Below are 18,087 nucleotides of genomic sequence, written 5' to 3'. Positions count from 1 at the left end.
AGTGTCACAGTAAAAAGCACAACCGTTTATTCGGAACCTTTTTTTACGAGTGATAAAGTCGTGTTTGGAATTCTGATGCTACTTTTAGGCTTTGTGTTTTATACTGAATCTAGTAAAAATCCTGTCTGGAAAAAGTTTTATAAATACATTCCGGCTTTATTAATTTGCTATTTATTGCCTGCAATTTTAAGTTCTTGCGGAATTATTTCTGATCATTATTCAAGTGCATATCAAGTGGCAAGTCGCTATTTATTACCTGCAGCGTTGATTTTAATGACGCTCAGTATTGACTTAAAAGCTGTATTTAATTTAGGTCCAAAAGCATTGATTATGTTCTTTGCAGGAACCGTTGGAATTATTATTGGTGGCCCATTGGCAATCTTAATCATTTCTTTCTTTTCTCCAGAATTAGTTGGCGGTTTGGAATATGATGCCGTTTGGCGTGGTTTATCAACCATTGCTGGAAGTTGGATTGGTGGTGGCGCAAACCAAGCTGCCATGTTAGAAATTTATGAATACAATCAAGATAAATATGGCGCTATGGTATTGGTAGATATTGTAGTAGCCAATTTATGGATGGCAATTTTATTACTCGGAATTGGTAAATCTCAAAAAATTGACAAATGGCTCAAAGCCGACAATTCTGCTATCGAACGCTTAAAAGAACGTGTTTCTGAGTTTACAGCTAAAGTAAAAAGGAATCCAACTCTTACCGAATTAATGATCATTCTTGCCTTGGCATTTGGTGGTGTTTCCTTAGCGCATTTTGGCGCAAACATCATTACTGACTATTTAGGACAGTTTGATATTGTAAAGAATGATGATGGCGCATTGTCATTTTTAGGTTCTTCTTTCTTCTGGATGATTACCATTGCAACTGCCTTCGGAATTATGTTATCCTATACAAAAGCCAAAAACTATGAAGGTGCTGGTGCCAGTAAAATAGGAAGTATCTTTATTTATATTTTGGTGGCTTCTATTGGAATGAAAATGGACTTGACCGAAGTTTGGAGAAATCCAGGGTTGATTATCATCGGATTGGTTTGGATGACATTCCATGCAGGACTATTAATTTTAATAGCTAAACTCATTCGCGCACCATTTTTCTTCCTCGCTGTAGGAAGTCAGGCAAATGTTGGTGGCGCTGCTTCTGCTCCAATTGTAGCTTCTGCTTTTCACCCATCATTGACTTCGGTTGGTGTATTGTTGGCAGTATTTGGGTATGTAGTTGGAACCTATGGAGCAATTTTGTGTACAATTTTGATGGAAATGGCTTCTAAAGTTGCTTAAAATTGTAGATATTTGCCCTCTTTAAAATTCAATATGATGTTCAAAAAATGTTTGGTAGTCCTCGTTGTTTTAGGATTTATTGCTTGTGGAAAAGATGCGAAAGGAAATTTAACGATTTCTGGAAACATAGATGGTCTAAAAGAAGGAACGTTGTTTCTACAAAAGATAAAAGATACTACTTTGGTTACCTTAGATTCACTTGTGGTAAATGGTGACGCTAATTTTACATTTAGCACGACTATTGAAGAACCAGAAGTATTGTATTTCTATTTGAAGAAGAAAGATTTTAATGATTTGAATGATCGTGTAGAGTTCTTTGCGGAACCTGGCGAAATGACATTCAATACAACTTTACGTAGATTCGTAAGAGATGCGAAAGTTACTGGTTCTAAAAATCATAAAGATTTAATTGATTTTAAAGAGTTTATGACCAAATACAACACAAAAGAATTGATGTTGTTACGCGATGGAATGGATGCACAAAAAGAAGATGATGCTAAGACAGTGATGGAAATCAATGATAAAATTGCAAGCTATGCAAAGAGTCGTATGCGTTATATTTTAAATTATGCATTCACTAATAACGATAAAGAAATTACACCGTACGTAGTTACTACAGAAACATATGATGCTAATATTCGTTTTTTAGATACTATTTATCAGCAATTAACACCAAAAATTGCGGAATCTAAGTATGGAAAAAAATTGAAAGAGTTAGTGGAGAAACGTAAGATTGAGGAGAGTAAGTAATTTTTTAGACTTGCTTAGACTGCTTAGATCTTTTAGACGATTAGATTTTTAAACGTTTGTCACATCGAGCGCAGTCGAGATGCTCTATAACTCAGTATTTCATAGAGTCTCGACTGCTCGACTTGACAAGCAACTTCTATATAAACAGAAAAAAATCCCAGCTTAAAGAAGTTAGGATTTTTTTATGCTTTATTATTTTTAATCGATCTCTAGAAGACTATCAATATCCTTGATCAAAGAAGAAACTATCTCACTGTTTTTCTTGTGCCATTCTCTATCTAACAAATTTCCTAATGGCAAAACATCTACCGCAACAGTATCAATATTATTTCTTTTTAAATAATGTTTAATGATCGATTTTGCATTCTCTGAACAACAATCCCCTAAATCATTATATACATTATAGCTATGTTGAGACCTTTCATATTGAAACTTTAATAGTTTTAAGAGTAGAATCTTTGAAATTTCATCCTTTATTTCAATGTCTGAATTTGTATTTTGAAATAAATATTTTAAATCATACGAGTTTAATGAATCATCTAATCTAAAAGTAACAGATGTTGGATTATAGTTATATGCGCTCTTTAAAATTTTTTCTAAATCCTTTGAATTTTTCTTTAACTCTTCATTAGATAACACATTAGATTTTGTCTCCTTAAAGGTTACATTTTTGTTTAAGTCATTAGATTTAATCGTATCTTTTTCGTTTTTACTCTCACAACTTGAAAATAAAATTAGGATTAGAATTAGTACTTTTTTCATTCTTCCTGTCATTTCAATTTACTCACAAATTTCATCAATCCATTTTTGATCAATTTTACCAGCTTCACTTATGTGAAATACAGCGCCAATTGGGCAGCCTTTCACTCCTGTAGAATCTATTAGGTATCTGTAATCGAATCCCATATCAATAGGCTCACCAAGTATCTTTTTTACATACGAAGTATCAGATTCTAATTTTATAAGCTCCACTACTTTACTGAGACTTTTATAGTCTTTGTGTTTTTGATAATGCGCTCCGTATGTTTCAACTTCCGACTTCTGTGCGCATCCGACTGTCAATACTAATAAAATGGCAATTGCAAAATAGTTACTTGTTTTCCTCATAATAGTTATATATTAATACCATATTTTTCAAAGAGTTCTTTAAAAGCAGCTGACCAATTTCCTCTATCCCATTTTTCTCGAGAAGCCAATAACGTTTCCTTAATTTCTTTGTGTAAAGATTTGTCTTCAAAAGAAAGTAACGTTCTTGTCAAATGAAATGTTTCAAAAGGATATGTCTTTTTCTGCAATCTTTGTAGCAAAGGCTTTTTTGCCGTTTCAATTTTATTTTCTATGATGATATCTAAAAATGTGGTTAACTCCATAAATTTTGCGCTACTCACATTATGAATACATATTTCAGGTATTTTTTTGGGTTGATACTTTTTTATGTTTTTTAGAAGTAATGGTACTATTGAATCTTTAGTTTCAAACTTAAAATAATCTTCTAAGAAATTATTTTCACTATCAGATAACAATCCATTTACAAAATATGGTGTTGATTCTTCTGGAGCAATTTTTAAGAGTCTTCGTAAATGTGTAATATTAATTGTTTTTGTTTCTTCAAATATTTGCAATGATAGCTTTTTATATTTCGGACAATACAATTCCAATATTGCTTTCGTTAGATTCGTAACACCTTTTCTCTTCTCTTTTCGTACTGTTTTATAAATACTTGTTAATGTATTTACTGCATCGTCATTTTGAAAAGCGGCAATTGCTTTAAAATACTCGAAAGAGTTTGCTGTAGCTTTATGTTTTATTAAAAAATTCCAAAACTTAGGATTTGGAAAGTATGACATTGCTTTATAAGCGTCAGTTCCTTTTTCTAAAATAAGGTCAATATCACTTTCTTTTTGATATTTAGCCAATTCAGCAAGCGCATCTAAATTATTGTCTTCTAAAGCTAGTGTTTTAACGATTGCATAATTTTCAGGATTTGCTTGATTGTTTTTAAGTGCACTGCTTAATAAGAAAACTTCCCCTCTTTTTCTAAGTATGATATGATCTAATTTTTGAAGCTGTTCTTTGTAATATTTTTTATCAGCATCAGTTACCACAACTTTATTGCTAGGGTACAATACTTTCGAATACAATATTCCAGCTAAAAGATCCTCTGATACAATACAGCCACTTTGCGTTTGTACCGTTTCTTTTGTTTTTAGAAACGTTTTAAAAATTGATTCTAAATCATGATATTTTTTTTCAGCCAAAGCCCAAGCTGTGTATCCTTTAACGACAGCACTTTTATGCTCTAGTAATGACAAGAGTTCCTTTTCTGTTGCGTTTTCTTTAAGCTTTTCAAATCTAGAATATAGAATCGACCTTGATCCTGCAATACCAAGGCGAAGACCTTCTACTTGTTCTCCTTTAGATATGACTTCCACTATTTTTTTTATCTCAGGACGAAGGTTTTGTCCAAACATCTGTGTGCAAGAAAATAACAAGACTACATATACTATAACTTTTACGCTTTTAAGATTCATATCAAGAAAAGGTTGGTTATTGTATATAACGGCAAATTTGAAATAAAAGTTTATTCTCTTTTTGAAAGCTTATTTTTCTTAACGAAAATTCGATTACAACTTATCCAAAACTTTTAAAATTTTACGCTTAAATTTTTCGGTTTCTAGCGGACTGTGTTTGTATCGATAGTGTTCCAATGTTTTGCGGGTTTTCTTCTTATTATCAATCAAAACGAGATTAATCACACCTCTTTCTAAATCTCCAAAATAACCGTTTGTACTTATATAAATGCTATATCTTTTTCCTTCTGTCAAAATTTCTTCTGGTGCTTTTTTCTTTTTGAAGTTGAGTTCAGTTTCTAAAGCTTTATTAATCGTATACGAACCTTTATATAAGAATGGTACCTCAACAAATGGCATATCTGGAAACTTTATTCGTATGGCTTGCAATACCAATTTTCGTAGCTCTTCTCTTTTGGCAGGATGTTTTAGAAATTTTCCGTTTTTCTTTTCACTAAGTTCTATGTTTGGTGTGATGATTTGCAAATCGTTTTTATCAATTTTCAGATTTTTGGTAAGGTTCGGATCTTCTACAACTTCGTTTTTTGTAGTAGCGCAACTCACTAAACAAAGTACTAATAAGAGTTTTATGGTAGTTTTTATCTGCATATTTTAATCAATTTGTGATGGTTTATTGTTTTGAAAGAAGCTTGGATGAAATTGTGCTGTGTTGTCTTTTTTTAGGATGTCTTCAGCAAAAATTTTCGGATCAAAACTATCGTCTTTATGTAATATTTCTAGGATTTGTTTTTCTATTTCTTCTGGAGTCATTTTTAGGTTTGAAGTGTCAATTCCTCCTTTTTCCAAAATACCAATATAGCCATAATTACCAACATTAATTGTCCAACCTTTCCATATGTTTGCTAGTTTTTCTTTAAAACCGCTATGCACATAATTGATCGTGAGTTTCTTTTGATCGCAATCAATCATCATCACATTATTTACGTCTTTTTCGAGATGTTTAGAAATATTGAATGTTTGTCTTTTATCTAGTATTGGCAATATTTGCTCTCCGAAGAAAATAAACTCCTCCATGTCATAATCATAGGAGCATTTTACATACGTTTTTCCATCTTTTATATAGATAATAATACAGGTTTCATACTCATCTACTTCTTCATTTATAAAATCTTCTATGGTAACGTCATACTCATAATCGTATTCTTGCTCAATGGTGTAATTGATCTGCATTTTCTCTTCAATATCATACATTTCTTGCGTTGCATAATTGACATTCCAACCATTCCATCGCTGACTTAACAACTCTAAATAACGTCTTCTTACAGAAGTAAGTGTCAAATCATCTCCTTCCCAAAAAAGCAATTCTTTCGCATCCATATCAACATGCACGCATGATTCTATCCAAGGTTCGCTAGTTAAGTACGTTCTTTTCTCAAATCCCTGTATAAACTTTATAAATTTCTCAGAACCTAACATTAAATCATCTGCAACATTTATTGCTCTCCAATGTGTGTAGTAGATTTCAGTTTTTTCATTAGATTTTATAACGTAGTTACCGCGTTGCCCCATTCTTTTCTATAAAGTTCATTATTCGATTCAAGTAAAATTACAAATTCCATTTTCAATTGCAGTGAATATACGTGTAAAATAATTCTTGTAAATACCGTACTTATACGTTTACGTATTCTTTTTAAAAGAAGTACTTTGGGTATCTATAAATTTTAAAACTAACATACCATGAGTAGTACCCAAATTCCTCCAGGATGGAAAGGTGGATTTGCACAGTCGAATCCCGCATTTGCATATCCAAATCCAGATTTATCTTCATTACCAATGTTGGACAATATGGATAATATTGATTTGTTACAACGTCAACAAGGTGTAAAATGGCCAGAGTTTAGTTGGCAAACTATTCATGGAGATGAAAAATCAAGATGTTTTCAGATGTTTTCCCCGTATATTTCCAGACTTGGATATACAGATGAAGGTCGTGTGTATTCTATTATTTGTCCGCAACAAGGTGCTTGTTCACCAACATTTGGTTGTATGAATGTAGAAGTTACCGTAACTGGTCAACGCGGTTGGGTTGATGAAACTACCAAAACTTTTTATGCAGATATGACTGTTGAAGGTACAATTTGGTTTAGTCCAAGTGCACAACAAAAAGAATGGGTAAAGAAACTTTGGAAGCTCTTTAATGATTTAGGACTTGATTTCCCTATTTCTAAAGCAAAAGCAATTAAAGTACAAACTCATAAGTTTCAAAATCCAAATCAACCAATATTTCCTGTAAGTCAGGGAGAAACTCCGCGTTTTAAAAGTCCTCCTTTTGCCAGACATGAAGCTGAAGCTTGGAATGTAGGTCATATTGATGTAGAAATTGGTGGTATTAAAAAGACCGGTAAAAAAGTGGTAGATGATTTTAATGAAATGGTCATGTTTGCATTCAATACTGCTTCTGGAAATATGTTGAAGCAAGGAAATACTTTAACTTGGAATGTTTGGTTTACTGCTCCAACTTTGGTTGATAGAGAAGAATGGCGTACACATGCTGAACGTTGGAGAAAATCTATTCAAGCAGATCACGGAAGTCCAACAGGACCTGGCACAAAACCACGTTATTTTGATGGCAAAGAATTTAAGCCTCTTGGTACTTTAGAAACTGAAATGGAAGGTGTACTTAAAAAAGAAGTACACGATATAGAAAAAACAGAAGTTGGTAAAATTGAAGACTTCATGAAAGAACATTTTGAAGACAAATTGTAATATACTTTTAACAAAAAAAGAGATGGCGTAAAAACCATCTCTTTTCTTTTATATTGTAATTCAGCCTTTAGTTAAGACCGTCCATAAATTCTAACTTAACTTTCGCTTTTTGTTCAGTATCAAAGTATAATTCTGTTCCTTTTGATAAGGCAATTTTTGTTGATTTTCCAGCTGCTAAAGTACGTGATTTAATTATTTTTCCATCGCGTTGAATACGAATTGAGAATTCATTTTCGCCCAAATTTTTAATCATAGCAATACTGTTTCCGTCTTTATACGGATTGATGGCTCCATCTTGTCCAGCTCCTTTTCCAGTCATTAACATGCTTTGAGATGGCTTTAATTCAAAAACCGTTTTGTCTTTTTGTGCATATGATTGTAATGCAAAAAGCATCGCAAAAAGAAAGATATATTTTTTCATCTGTAATTGATTCATCGAATTAGTACGTTTTGTATGAGTCTAAGATACAATATATTTAAAGCTTTTTAAAAAAAGTTCTTGCTGTGTCTTCAAACTCCGATGAGTTTATTAAAATTTCCGTTGAGTTGTTTTTAGGACGTTACATTTCAAGCGAATTGAATGGTGGTTTCCACTTTTTTGTTTGCATTATTGCTTTTACTTCAGCATAAGACAAAGGATAAAAATCATGACAATCGACACCAATGTCAAAGCAGAAACGATCTTCTAAATCGGGCAAGTTTCCATGACTATGACCGTATAAATGCCAAGTCCCTCTGTAATCGCCACGCCAAACACGCATTGCATAATGAAATAAGATAATACGCTGCACTCCATTTTGACAACTTTCATCTTTTACTTTGAGTTCAAAATAATCTTTTACCCATTTGAATCTTTTTCGATGATTGAGCGCAGCACCTTCATGATTTCCAACAATTAAATATATGGTTCCGTTTAAGCGATCTATAATATCTAAAATCATTTCGCGGTCTTTTGTCATTCCAAAATCACCTAAATGATACACCTCATCTTCTGGTGAAATTTTCTCGTTCCAACGCTGAATTAATACTTCGTTCATTTCTTCAACCGTTTCAAAAGGGCGATCGCAAAATTTGATCACATTCGTATGTCCAAAATGATGATCGGAAGTAAAGAATAGTTTCGACATAATCGTTTTCATTTTTTATTATGAAAGCGAATGTATTAAAAAGAAAATAATTAGTTCTGTACGATCTGTTTTTGTAGCGTATTTTTTGTGATGGTTTTTGGTTTTAAATCCAGCTTAAAGTTATTGCTCATTTTTTATTTAGGAAATTCATGAATTCTTTTAAAGGTTCTCGCAACTAAACTATCTGAATTCAATAACTTTAATGCAATCGCGTTTTCTTTAAATTGAACACTCCAAAAGCTTCGTTTTAGCTCTTTATTATATGGAATAAATTGCACTTCCGATTTGTGTCCGTGTACATTGTATACTCCGCTTATGCGGCCATTTTCGGTTCTAATTCTAAAACGTTTGTCCCATCCGAAATAAAGAGAAGTATTTGCTTTTTCTGAATTGGAAAAATAGTCTCCTTTTCCAACTGCGTTTTCTAGTTTCCATAAACCTAATAGTTGATCTCCATAGGTTGTGGGAAGTGTTTCTATTTTTTTTAAATGAACTGTAATGGTTTCACCTTCTTCTTCTCTGCTCCAAGTCATTTTATTTTGGTTGATTTTTATTTGAAACGGATCCGCTAGATCTTTTAAACCATTTGTATTTACAATTGATAATTCGTTTGTCGTTTGATTTAATTTCCACGTTCCTATTGAATGTTGAAACCAACCATTTCCCGATTGTTGTGTAGCATCTGCATTGAACTGTACCCAACGAGCATTTGGCGTCATTTCGTTTTTGCCCGCAGTTACCGAAGTGACTTGCCAGAGTCCTTCAATAGATGATTTTGGTTTGTTTTCACAGCTTGATAAAAAAATGATGCTTAGTAGAAGTAGTAAATACGTTTTCATTTTGTGTGTTTTGGTTGGTACTAATGTTTAGAAGTTTCTTTTCTAAAAATTAGTTCGGTTTGTTTTTTATTGCACCAAAAATCACACCAAAATTTCCATCAACTTGCTCGTAGTTTTTTTCAGGTAAATAGGTTCTTGAGACAAATCCGTCAAGGTATAAAGCATTTTTACAACCATTTTCTTGAAAGAAAGTCGCAAAGTCATAGAAATTGATTTTTTCTTTGCTCATTGCAAACAACAAATTTCCATTGGGCAATATGCCTACTCCATTCCGAATATGAAGATTTTTAGAGCCTTTGGTAAGCTTTTTATGTAGTTTTCCATCAATGACTAACATCGGGCCAGATTGCGTCGCGTACTTGATGTTTTTAGTTCCCCTGAATGTTTTTGTTGTACATAGTATTGGATTGTTTTCTTCTGTAATATAAAACACACCATTTGGTTGCAAATAGAAATTTCCGTATCCTGTTTCTTTCGTATCTAATGGCGTTAAGGTAACTCCGTTTTCAATGTATAAACCTTGTGGCGATTGATCTTTTTTGTACATGCCACCATTCATGCAAAAGATTAGTTCTTGTTGCTTTGTTTGCAGTTGTTCTTTTAGGTTTTTAGCATTTCCATAGATTTCACCCTGCTCATTTTTCCAATAGAAATGCAATTGATCCTTTTTCGGATTGACTTCGTATGCCAAGATTCGATCTGTGTCGTGTTCTTTTGTTGGTGTTTGTTGCGTGCAGGAAGTTATGGATACAAAAAGTATCATCAGGCAAAAGCCGAAGCATCTTTTTTTGAGCGTCATAGGTAATTTTGAAAGCTTTTTGAAAGATAGGAAAAAGAATTAAAAGTGTAGCATCAGGGTTTCTGAGCGCTTCTCGATACAACGAATCATAGATTCGCCACTCGAAGAGACGTTTGGGTTTACTTCAAAAATAAGCAATCAACAATCAGCAATCAACAATCTAAAATCGTACATCAAAAATCGTACATCAAAAATCAATTAGTACCAACGTTTTTTCTTCTTTTTAGAGGCTTCTGACTTACGTCCTTTTTTGTGTTTGCTTCCTTTCTTTTTGTGAACTTCTGGTTTTGCTTTTGGATCTAACGGATATGGATGCTCTTCTTCTACGTAAATTGCAAGATTAATAAGTTGCTGAATGTCTTTAACATACGCTTTTTCATCTGCCGAACAGAAAGATAATGCTGCTCCTGATGCGCCAGCTCTAGCTGTTCTACCAATTCTATGCACGTAGGTTTCAGCTATATTTGGAATGTCAAAGTTAATCACTGCATCTACATTTTTGATGTCAATTCCTCTTGCAGCTACATCTGTTGCAATTAAAATTCTAGCTTCTCCTTTTTTGAATTCGTTCAGTGCTTGTTGTCGAAGTGATTGTGCTTTATCTCCGTGAATACTTACTGCTTTGTAGTTATTACGCAATAAGGTTTGTTCCAGTTTGTCAACTCCGTATTTGGTACGTCTAAATATAATAACACTTCCTTTTATATTGTTTCGAAGTAAGTGCAGGCACAATTCTATCTTTTTAGGTTTTGGCACATAATACACTACTTGATGCACACCTTTTGCTGCTGAAGAAGTTGGTGATACTTCAATGTATTCTGGTTCTTTTAGAATAGAATTTGCTAAGAGTTCTACCTTGTACGGCATTGTTGCAGAAAATAATAACGTTTGTTTTCCGTCTGGACATAAACGCTCTATTTTTTTGACATCGTCGATGAATCCCATGTCCAACATTAAATCGGCTTCATCTAAAACTAATGTTTCTACATAATCGAGATTGACAATATCTTGCTTGTGTAAATCTAACAATCGTCCTGGTGTAGCAACCAAAACGTCCACACCTTTTTTGAGCATTTCTTTTTGTGGTTGTATAGAAGCGCCTCCAAAAATTACACCTGTACGTAAGTTCGTATACGCACTATACACTTTGAAATTTTCTTCAATTTGAATAGCCAATTCCCGCGTAGGGCACACAATTAAAGCTCTAATTTTTTTCCCTTTTTTAGGTGCGTCTTGCTTGTCGAATAACAATTGTAGGATAGGCAATGCATACGCAGCTGTTTTTCCTGTTCCTGTTTGCGCAGAGACAATAATGTCTTTTTTATGTAGTATAACAGGAATGGCACGTTCTTGAACTAAAGTCGGTTCTTCATATCCTTTTTCGAATAAAGCGCGTACAATAGGTTTATTGAGTTTTAGTTCTTTGAAGTTCATGCAACTGGATTTTTATAAAAACGATTTTGCGCAAAGATACATGAAGCTTCGTTTTATGCTGCTATATTTTTCATCAAATCTTTTAAATTAATAAACCTCAACAAACACTTAACTATAAAACAATTAACTCTGTTTTCTTTTAAATTCATTTTGATAAATACATTTTAATTCAACTTAAAAATAAATACCTCAACTTAATTTTACGTTATTCAACTTAAAAATAAGTTTGTTAACTTAAAATTAAGTTGTATACTTGTAAAGCTAATTAATAAAACTCATAAGGTAATGGTCACTTTAACTAAGGGAGAAGAGAAAATAATGAAGATTCTCTGGGATATTAAAAAAGGTTTTATCAAAGATATTATTGAACAATATCCGAATCCAAAGCCACCTTACAATTCTGTATCTACAATTGTAAGAGTATTGGTTCAAAAGGAGATTGTAGGTTATAAAGCTTATGGAAATTCACACCAATACTATCCATTAATTAGTAAGAAAGAATATAGTAAAGGGCAAATGAAGCGCTTAGTGACTGATTATTATAACAATTCACTTTCTCAAGTAGTCAATTTTTTTACAGAAAGTAAAAAATTAGATGAAAAGGAATTGGATGAAGCAATGAGAATGTTAGAAGAACTAAAGGCTAAGAAAAAATGATCAAATTTCTCATATATCTTTTAGAGTCTAGTGCCATATTAGCCGTATTTTATCTACTCTATGTTGTGATGAAAAGGGAGACTTTTTTTAATCTGAATCGTTTTTTCCTTCTGGGAATTGTCGTTTTTTCATTGCTATTGCCTTTAATGAGTTTTGATTTTAGCCAAGGTAAAATAGCCGTGATAGATAACTCTATTGAAGAGTTTAGTAAATTTAGAATGTCTTTTTATGAAACTGCAGAAACACTAGAATATCAAGTTTATAAAAAACCAGTTTCTTTAGATGATTCTACTACGCAAGTGATTGAAACAGCTTCCGTCGATTGGATATCCATTTTATTAATATCTATAATTGGCATATATATCATTGGGGTTTTATTCTGCTTATCTAAACTTTTTTGGAATTTTAGAAGGCTTCGAAAAATGATTTTGATGCATCCTCAGGAACAAATTGATGGAATAACTGTTGTGAAGATTTCACAGCCAATTGCTCCATTTTCATTTTTAAAATACGCTTTTGTTTATGAAGGAATACTTGATACACCAGAACAGGGTCAGGTTATTGCACATGAAAAAGCACATATTGAACAGAAACATTCTATTGATTTAATATGTATACAATTTTTAGCAGCATTTCTTTGGTTTAATCCACTGATTTGGATGCTTATTAACTCTTTAAAAGCAATACATGAATATATAGCAGACAAGAAAATAATTAAAGCAGGTTATTCTTTAGTTGATTACCAGACCTTACTTTTGAGACAATTAGTTAGCAACAACTCATGCGGGTTGGTACACAATTTTAATTTATCATTTATAAAAAAAAGAATCACCATGATGAAAAATAAAAAATCAGGATTTAAAGGAAAATTAAAAGTAGCGCTAACAATAACTTGTGCTATCTTATTTAGCCTTGTATTATTTCAGTGTAACTCAATAACTGACGGAGAAAAAGAAAAAGTTTCGAATAAATTAGAAGCTAGTTTGAAAAAGTATAAGATAGATAAAAATAGTATTTATACAGCTAATATGCCACCAAGACCCATGTTTGTTATTTCAAATGACAAGTTATTTGTTGATGGAAAACCTTCTGAAATTAGTGAAGTTGGACCTGTTCTTGAAAAAGCAGCAATAGATCTAAATAATTTCCTAGCCTCAAAAATAGACAGTATTCAAATAACGAAGAATAACGGAAAGCCTTCTGAAGTTAATAAAGTTAAGTCTACACCTAAAAAAACAGGTATAGGTCGACATTATACTGTACAGCTAAAAATAGATGGCAATCAGAAAATGAAGAAGGTAAGAGAGTTTCAGACAGAGTTAAGAAAGTTAGATAGAAGAAAGGTCATTTATTATGGAGAAACAGCTTCAGGGAAGCAAATGATTCAGCCATTTTTAGTTCCGCCTTTTCATTGGGCAAATCCTTCTCGTGACGATTCTTTATATCCAAAATTTGATTTAACGAATGCCACAATAGAAGGTAATGTAGCGACACTAAATGGTATTGAGTATCTTCAGCTTAATTTAAGTAGTACTGGAGTAAATTATAAAGAAGAAGTATATCAATTCGTAAAAAAGCATGTTGATAAAAAATCAATAGCATATTTAATCAGCGTAACTTATGATGATAACGATACATTTGTAAATTATCTAACCAACCTTGCAGACGTATTTCAAGGTTTCGAAAAAATATATGATGTACGTGCTAAGGAAATGTTTGGTAAAGACCGCCAATACCTATTAGAGAGTTCCGAATTTCTAAAAATGTCTGAAGGAGTTTATAAAGCAGTTTTTATAGCTGAAAAATAAATAGTAAACTGAAAAAGCGAAGATGATTTCTAATGAACCATCTTCGCTTTTTTTATAAACTTTTTTTAATAATTCAATATTTTTATAAGAATCACGTCAAATTTTAGGTTGTTTTTTTATTTAAAACCTAAACATTCTACCTATCCTCACATTTTCTATATGTGATTTTGAATTCTCTGAATGTCCATTTTTTCCATTTTTAAAATCGATCTTGAAAGAAATAGCTGTTTATTCAGCCTATGTTTTTTTGATATTTATGACTTCAAAAAAGATATGATTATAGAAGAAGAAGGCACTATTTTTTGATATTAATAACTGATTACTAATACTCAACAAATAAATAGTATACTTTTAACGCACTTAATTTTTGGGCATAAAAAAAGCTCCTTTTAAAAGGAGCTTTTAAACTTTGAGCCGATGGAGGGACTCGAACCCACGACCTGCTGATTACAAATCAGCTGCTCTAGCCAGCTGAGCTACATCGGCAAAGCGGTTGCAAATATAAAAACCTTTTTATTTTTTGCAAACCTTTTTTTTATTTTTTTAAAGACTGTTGATTTTTGTTACTAAATCTGTTGCTTTTGTCTCTAATGATTGTCTAATTCCTTTGAAGTGTGCCTTTGCATTTTCAACGCCTCTTTTGTTCGCTTCTGCGATCAATTCATCAAAGCTTTTGATAGACTCATCGATGATTGCTTCACTCTTTGAAGTATCTTCTCCTGGATTAGCAATTTGCCATATTAGAGCAGCATCAATAATATCTCCAAAAACGTAATTTAAGTCTTTCTTTAAATCTCTTTTATTTGACATGATTTATAATTTTTTGCAAATTTAAACTAAAATGGCATATGATTTGTTATAAATACCACAAATATTACAAGGTCTCATTTAATTTTTTTAATTTTAGCCTATGAATGCTTTAGTACACATATATCGCCAATTAATGAATCGCAATACGAAAACCCAACGTGTTATGATTTGTATTCCTGTATCGAATATGAAACGTCCGTACCACAAGCATCAACGTAAGTATTAGTTAACAATTATATATCTATATCATAAACTTATAAGGTGCTTTTTACAAAGCACCTTTTTTATTTTTAATCAGTTTAATTTTTAAAACCTTTTTTTATGAAACGTACATTTAATTACACCCAAATGATCTCTTTATCTATTCGTGTTTATCAATCTTTTTTTGGTAATCCAAAACCACATACACCAATTGAACCAATACCACTTTTGTTACACCATTAAACTTTTACAGTATGAACACATTAGCACAAAATAATATCCAAACTAATATTCAGTTTTTAGTCACGAAGAAAGTGACAAATAGTAATGGATTTTTACATCCGCATATACTTTTTGATAAAATTCAAATAGTAGCGACGTATCCAATTAGAGAATTTTATATTCATGACGTCCCAAGTATTGTTGATTATGACTTTAAAATGACCAAAAGCGCTCGTTTAAACGATTCTTTGACAATTCAAGCACAATTGATTAAACAAGACGAAAAAAGGTTAATGGTGCGCATTATGGTCACCAAATCGAAAAGAAAATCAAATACCGAAGAGATTATTTGTAATGCGCTGTTTGGGTTTCCTTTGAAAGAAAGACCAATACGTAAAGTATCGTGAGTTATAAAATTCCCAAGTTGTTTATGCTTGGGATTTTTTTTGGTTAGATTTTTAGACTGACTTAGACTTGCTTAGATTGTTAGACTACTTAGATTTATAGCGTGTTTGAAACGTCATTGCGAGGAAGAATGACGAGGCAATCTGTTTCTTAGTCTACTTTTTTTGGCACGAATACTTTAAGCTTATTTGTCGGCACGAGTTGGAAACTCACGCTAGCGTTTGTGTGAAACATATTCAACAATCTAAGAGCGACAGCGATACTAAAGCAAAGCGTGTCCAAGAATTCCCGCCTAGAAGGGAATGAGTTACTTCAATAAGTTCAAGATAAATTAAATTTACGCTAGAGTTTCAAAGTATTTCTCGATACAATAAATCATAGATTTGCCACTCGAAATGACAATCGGGAATACTTAATACTGATTTCTCAATACTACTTTATATATACTTCCAAGAGTTCAGAAGCTTCGTCTGTGCTTATTTTTATGTTTTTGAGCGTTGCTGGCAGTAATAACGTTTCTCCAAATTTGAGCACTTCTTTGTACATATTGGTTTCAAAGGTTACGTTTCCTTTTACACACATGTATATTACAAAAGAATCTTTTTCATCATGGTTTATGACCAATTCTCTCGTAAAGGGAATAAGATTTGTGGTGAAGTATGGACAATCAACAATGGTTGTAATTTCATTTTGTGTTTCTTGATAGTCCGTTTTGTAGTTATCGTATAATTTGTAATCGATCGCATCTAATGCTAAAGCTGTATGCAATTCGCGCCCGTTCCCTTGTGCATCTACTCTATTCCAATCGTAAATACGGTACGTGATATCTGATGTTTGTTGAATTTCCGCTAATACAATTCCGCCACCAATGGCATGAATTCTGCCCGTAGGCAAAAAATATACATCGCCTTTTTTTACTTCTTCAAAGTTTAGAATTTCGGTAAGCGTATTGTTTTCAAGATGTTCTTGATATTGTTCTTTGGTGACTTCCTGATTGAAACCTACCATAAGTTTGGCACCTTTATCTGCTTGCATTACATACCACATTTCCGTTTTTCCGAACGAGTTGTGACGTTCTTTCGCTAATTGATCGTTTGGATGTACTTGAATAGATAAATCACTTTTGGCATCTATGTATTTGATGAGTAATGGAAATTTTGTTCCGAATGCATCATATACTTTTTTCCCCAATAATTCTTCTTGGTATGTTTCACTAAGTTCTTGTAGTGTTTTGCCTTTTAGTAGGCCTTCTGCTACTACAGATGGTTCTCCTTTTACATCCGATACTTCCCAACTTTCACCAATAGCTTCTCCCGAAATGTTTTTGTTGAGCTGCGTTCGTAATTTTTCACCGCCCCAAATACGTTCTTTGTAGATTGATTCAAATTTTAAAGGATGTAATATCATATTTTTATTCTCCGTTGTATGTTACAAAATTTCTTGGCGTTTCGTACAGTACTACTTCTAGTTCTAGAGATGGACTGATATGCTTTCTTAGTTTGTTCCATATAACAACTACAATGTTTTCTGCCGTTGGGTTTAAATTTTTAAATTCTGGAACATCTAAGTTTAGATTTTTATGATCGAACGCATCTTCTATCTCCGAACGAATTAAATCTTTTAGAATCTTTACATCTAATACATATCCTGTTTCTGGATTTATAGGACCTTTTACACTTACAATCATTTCGTAATTGTGACCGTGATAATTTGGATTGTTACATTTGCCAAAGATTTCATTGTTTTTAGCATCGTCCCAATCTGGTCGATATAATCTGTGCGCTGCGTTAAAGTGTGCTCTTCTACTTACGGTTACCTTCATCTATCGACTTTTATGTGTTTGTAAAATTTTTCAAATATTATTTTAAACCACGCTGTGTACTGATCTGGATTTTCCGTAATGTCATCTTTAACTGCTTGCACATCCATCCATTTCCAAGAAGCTACTTCATCTGGGTTAATGATAGGTTCGTCATTGTACGTTCCTGTCATTACATGATCGTATTCATGCTCTGTTAATCCGTTATCAAAAGCTGCTTTGTATATGAACGAAACTGCTTCCGCAAGTTCCGTAACAAATCCCATTTCTTCTTGTAATCTTCGTTTACCTGCACTTATATTACTTTCACCTTCACGTTGGTGACTGCAACACGTATTGGTCCATAAACCAGGAGAATGGTATTTGTGTAAGGCGCGTTGTTGTAACATCAATTCGCCTTTGTCGTTGAGAATGAATACTGAGAAAGCTCTGTGAAGCAATGCTTTTTCATGCGCTTCGATTTTTTCCATTAAACCGATTTGCTCATCATTTTCGTTTACTAAGATTACGTTTTCTTTTGTCATATTTTTTGTTGGGACACAAATTTACGAAATCGCTTTTTGTGAAGATTGCACTTATTTATTATTTTTTAGTTAAAATTAACATAAGTTTCTTTAGCATCATTAAGT

Annotated in this window: 20 protein-coding genes and 1 tRNA gene; 6 read left to right on the top strand and 15 right to left on the bottom strand. The window is 32.5% G+C overall.

Annotated elements, in window-relative coordinates:
- The first annotated feature begins 75 nt into the window (after window positions 1–75).
- Together ACRBBL_RS03960 and ACRBBL_RS03955 are read left to right on the top strand one after the other, a co-directional pair.
- Window positions 76–1,290: a DUF819 domain-containing protein gene (locus ACRBBL_RS03960; protein ID WP_431367775.1), complete on the top strand. Its 1,215-nt coding sequence runs from the start codon at window positions 76–78 to the stop codon at window positions 1,288–1,290.
- 33 nt (window positions 1,291–1,323) lie between these two features.
- Entirely contained in the window at window positions 1,324–2,040 is a 717-nt protein-coding gene (locus ACRBBL_RS03955) for a DUF4369 domain-containing protein (RefSeq protein ID WP_431367720.1), read from the top strand.
- Between the two features lie 198 nt (window positions 2,041–2,238).
- Here ACRBBL_RS03955 and ACRBBL_RS03950 read toward each other — a convergent pair whose 3' ends face one another.
- The 5 genes from ACRBBL_RS03950 to ACRBBL_RS03930 form a co-directional block, all read right to left on the bottom strand.
- Complete coding sequence (locus ACRBBL_RS03950) at window positions 2,239–2,802, bottom strand: hypothetical protein (RefSeq protein WP_431367719.1); 564 nt, start codon at window positions 2,800–2,802, stop codon at window positions 2,239–2,241.
- Window positions 2,803–2,820: 18 nt separating this feature from the next.
- Window positions 2,821–3,147 carry a hypothetical protein gene (locus ACRBBL_RS03945; protein ID WP_431367718.1) on the bottom strand — a complete coding sequence of 109 codons (327 nt, stop codon included), beginning with the start codon at window positions 3,145–3,147 and terminating at the stop codon, window positions 2,821–2,823.
- A 5-nt stretch (window positions 3,148–3,152) separates the two neighbouring features.
- Window positions 3,153–4,571 (bottom strand): hypothetical protein, encoded by a 1,419-nt coding sequence (locus ACRBBL_RS03940; RefSeq protein ID WP_431367717.1) that lies wholly within the window; start codon window positions 4,569–4,571, stop codon window positions 3,153–3,155.
- Window positions 4,572–4,664: 93 nt separating this feature from the next.
- Complete coding sequence (locus ACRBBL_RS03935; RefSeq protein ID WP_431367716.1) at window positions 4,665–5,219, bottom strand: hypothetical protein; 555 nt, start codon at window positions 5,217–5,219, stop codon at window positions 4,665–4,667.
- A gap of 3 nt (window positions 5,220–5,222) precedes the next feature.
- Window positions 5,223–6,140, bottom strand: coding sequence for a hypothetical protein (locus ACRBBL_RS03930; RefSeq protein ID WP_431367715.1), 918 nt, complete (start codon window positions 6,138–6,140; stop codon window positions 5,223–5,225).
- A gap of 168 nt (window positions 6,141–6,308) precedes the next feature.
- Here ACRBBL_RS03930 and ACRBBL_RS03925 point away from each other — a divergent pair, with 168 nt between their 5' ends.
- A complete protein-coding gene (locus ACRBBL_RS03925) occupies window positions 6,309–7,337 on the top strand; it encodes a hypothetical protein (protein ID WP_431367714.1) in 1,029 nt (342 codons plus the stop codon).
- A 67-nt stretch (window positions 7,338–7,404) separates the two neighbouring features.
- Here ACRBBL_RS03925 and ACRBBL_RS03920 read toward each other — a convergent pair whose 3' ends face one another.
- From ACRBBL_RS03920 to ACRBBL_RS03900, 5 genes are all read right to left on the bottom strand, one after another.
- Window positions 7,405–7,758 carry a hypothetical protein gene (locus ACRBBL_RS03920; RefSeq protein ID WP_431367713.1) on the bottom strand — a complete coding sequence of 118 codons (354 nt, stop codon included), beginning with the start codon at window positions 7,756–7,758 and terminating at the stop codon, window positions 7,405–7,407.
- 139 nt (window positions 7,759–7,897) lie between these two features.
- Window positions 7,898–8,464: a metallophosphoesterase family protein gene (locus ACRBBL_RS03915; protein WP_431367712.1), complete on the bottom strand. Its 567-nt coding sequence runs from the start codon at window positions 8,462–8,464 to the stop codon at window positions 7,898–7,900.
- Window positions 8,465–8,598: 134 nt separating this feature from the next.
- On the bottom strand, window positions 8,599–9,303 hold the full coding sequence (locus tag ACRBBL_RS03910) for a hypothetical protein (RefSeq protein ID WP_431367711.1): 705 nt from the start codon (window positions 9,301–9,303) through the stop codon (window positions 8,599–8,601).
- A gap of 49 nt (window positions 9,304–9,352) precedes the next feature.
- On the bottom strand, window positions 9,353–10,066 hold the full coding sequence (locus tag ACRBBL_RS03905; protein WP_431367710.1) for a phosphodiester glycosidase family protein: 714 nt from the start codon (window positions 10,064–10,066) through the stop codon (window positions 9,353–9,355).
- A 234-nt stretch (window positions 10,067–10,300) separates the two neighbouring features.
- Window positions 10,301–11,536, bottom strand: a complete 1,236-nt coding sequence (locus tag ACRBBL_RS03900; RefSeq protein ID WP_431367709.1) for a DEAD/DEAH box helicase — start codon at window positions 11,534–11,536, stop codon at window positions 10,301–10,303.
- A gap of 285 nt (window positions 11,537–11,821) precedes the next feature.
- Between ACRBBL_RS03900 and ACRBBL_RS03895 the strand changes: the two genes are divergently transcribed.
- Both ACRBBL_RS03895 and ACRBBL_RS03890 read left to right on the top strand, forming a co-directional pair.
- Window positions 11,822–12,193, top strand: coding sequence for a BlaI/MecI/CopY family transcriptional regulator (locus tag ACRBBL_RS03895; protein WP_431367708.1), 372 nt, complete (start codon window positions 11,822–11,824; stop codon window positions 12,191–12,193).
- The gene (locus tag ACRBBL_RS03890; RefSeq protein WP_431367707.1) at window positions 12,190–14,001 is read left to right on the top strand and encodes a M56 family metallopeptidase; all 1,812 of its coding nucleotides are present in this window, start codon (window positions 12,190–12,192) and stop codon (window positions 13,999–14,001) included. Before ACRBBL_RS03895 ends, ACRBBL_RS03890 begins: the two co-directional genes overlap by 4 nt.
- A gap of 412 nt (window positions 14,002–14,413) precedes the next feature.
- Here ACRBBL_RS03890 and ACRBBL_RS03885 read toward each other — a convergent pair.
- A tRNA-Thr gene (locus ACRBBL_RS03885) sits at window positions 14,414–14,487 on the bottom strand.
- Window positions 14,488–14,544: 57 nt separating this feature from the next.
- Window positions 14,545–14,811, bottom strand: coding sequence for a hypothetical protein (locus ACRBBL_RS03880; RefSeq protein WP_431367706.1), 267 nt, complete (start codon window positions 14,809–14,811; stop codon window positions 14,545–14,547).
- Window positions 14,812–15,266: 455 nt separating this feature from the next.
- Here ACRBBL_RS03880 and ACRBBL_RS03875 point away from each other — a divergent pair, with 455 nt between their 5' ends.
- Window positions 15,267–15,641 (top strand): hypothetical protein, encoded by a 375-nt coding sequence (locus ACRBBL_RS03875; RefSeq protein ID WP_431367705.1) that lies wholly within the window; start codon window positions 15,267–15,269, stop codon window positions 15,639–15,641.
- 430 nt (window positions 15,642–16,071) lie between these two features.
- Here ACRBBL_RS03875 and ACRBBL_RS03870 read toward each other — a convergent pair whose 3' ends face one another.
- From ACRBBL_RS03870 to idi, 3 genes are read right to left on the bottom strand one after another with little or no spacing between them, the layout of a single operon-like run.
- Window positions 16,072–17,046, bottom strand: a complete 975-nt coding sequence (locus ACRBBL_RS03870) for a type I phosphomannose isomerase catalytic subunit (RefSeq protein ID WP_431367704.1) — start codon at window positions 17,044–17,046, stop codon at window positions 16,072–16,074.
- Window positions 17,047–17,050: 4 nt separating this feature from the next.
- On the bottom strand, window positions 17,051–17,461 hold the full coding sequence (locus ACRBBL_RS03865) for a 6-pyruvoyl trahydropterin synthase family protein (RefSeq protein WP_431367703.1): 411 nt from the start codon (window positions 17,459–17,461) through the stop codon (window positions 17,051–17,053).
- The gene (gene idi, locus ACRBBL_RS03860) at window positions 17,458–17,982 is read right to left on the bottom strand and encodes an isopentenyl-diphosphate Delta-isomerase (RefSeq protein WP_431367702.1); all 525 of its coding nucleotides are present in this window, start codon (window positions 17,980–17,982) and stop codon (window positions 17,458–17,460) included. Before idi ends, ACRBBL_RS03865 begins: the two co-directional genes overlap by 4 nt.
- Window positions 17,983–18,087: the final 105 nt, after the last annotated feature.

The organism is Kordia sp. (assembly GCF_050633145.1).
Lineage (GTDB): Bacteria > Bacteroidota > Bacteroidia > Flavobacteriales > Flavobacteriaceae > Kordia.
Note: the sequence above shows the minus strand (reverse complement) of the source record. Positions and strands in the feature narration are given on the sequence as shown.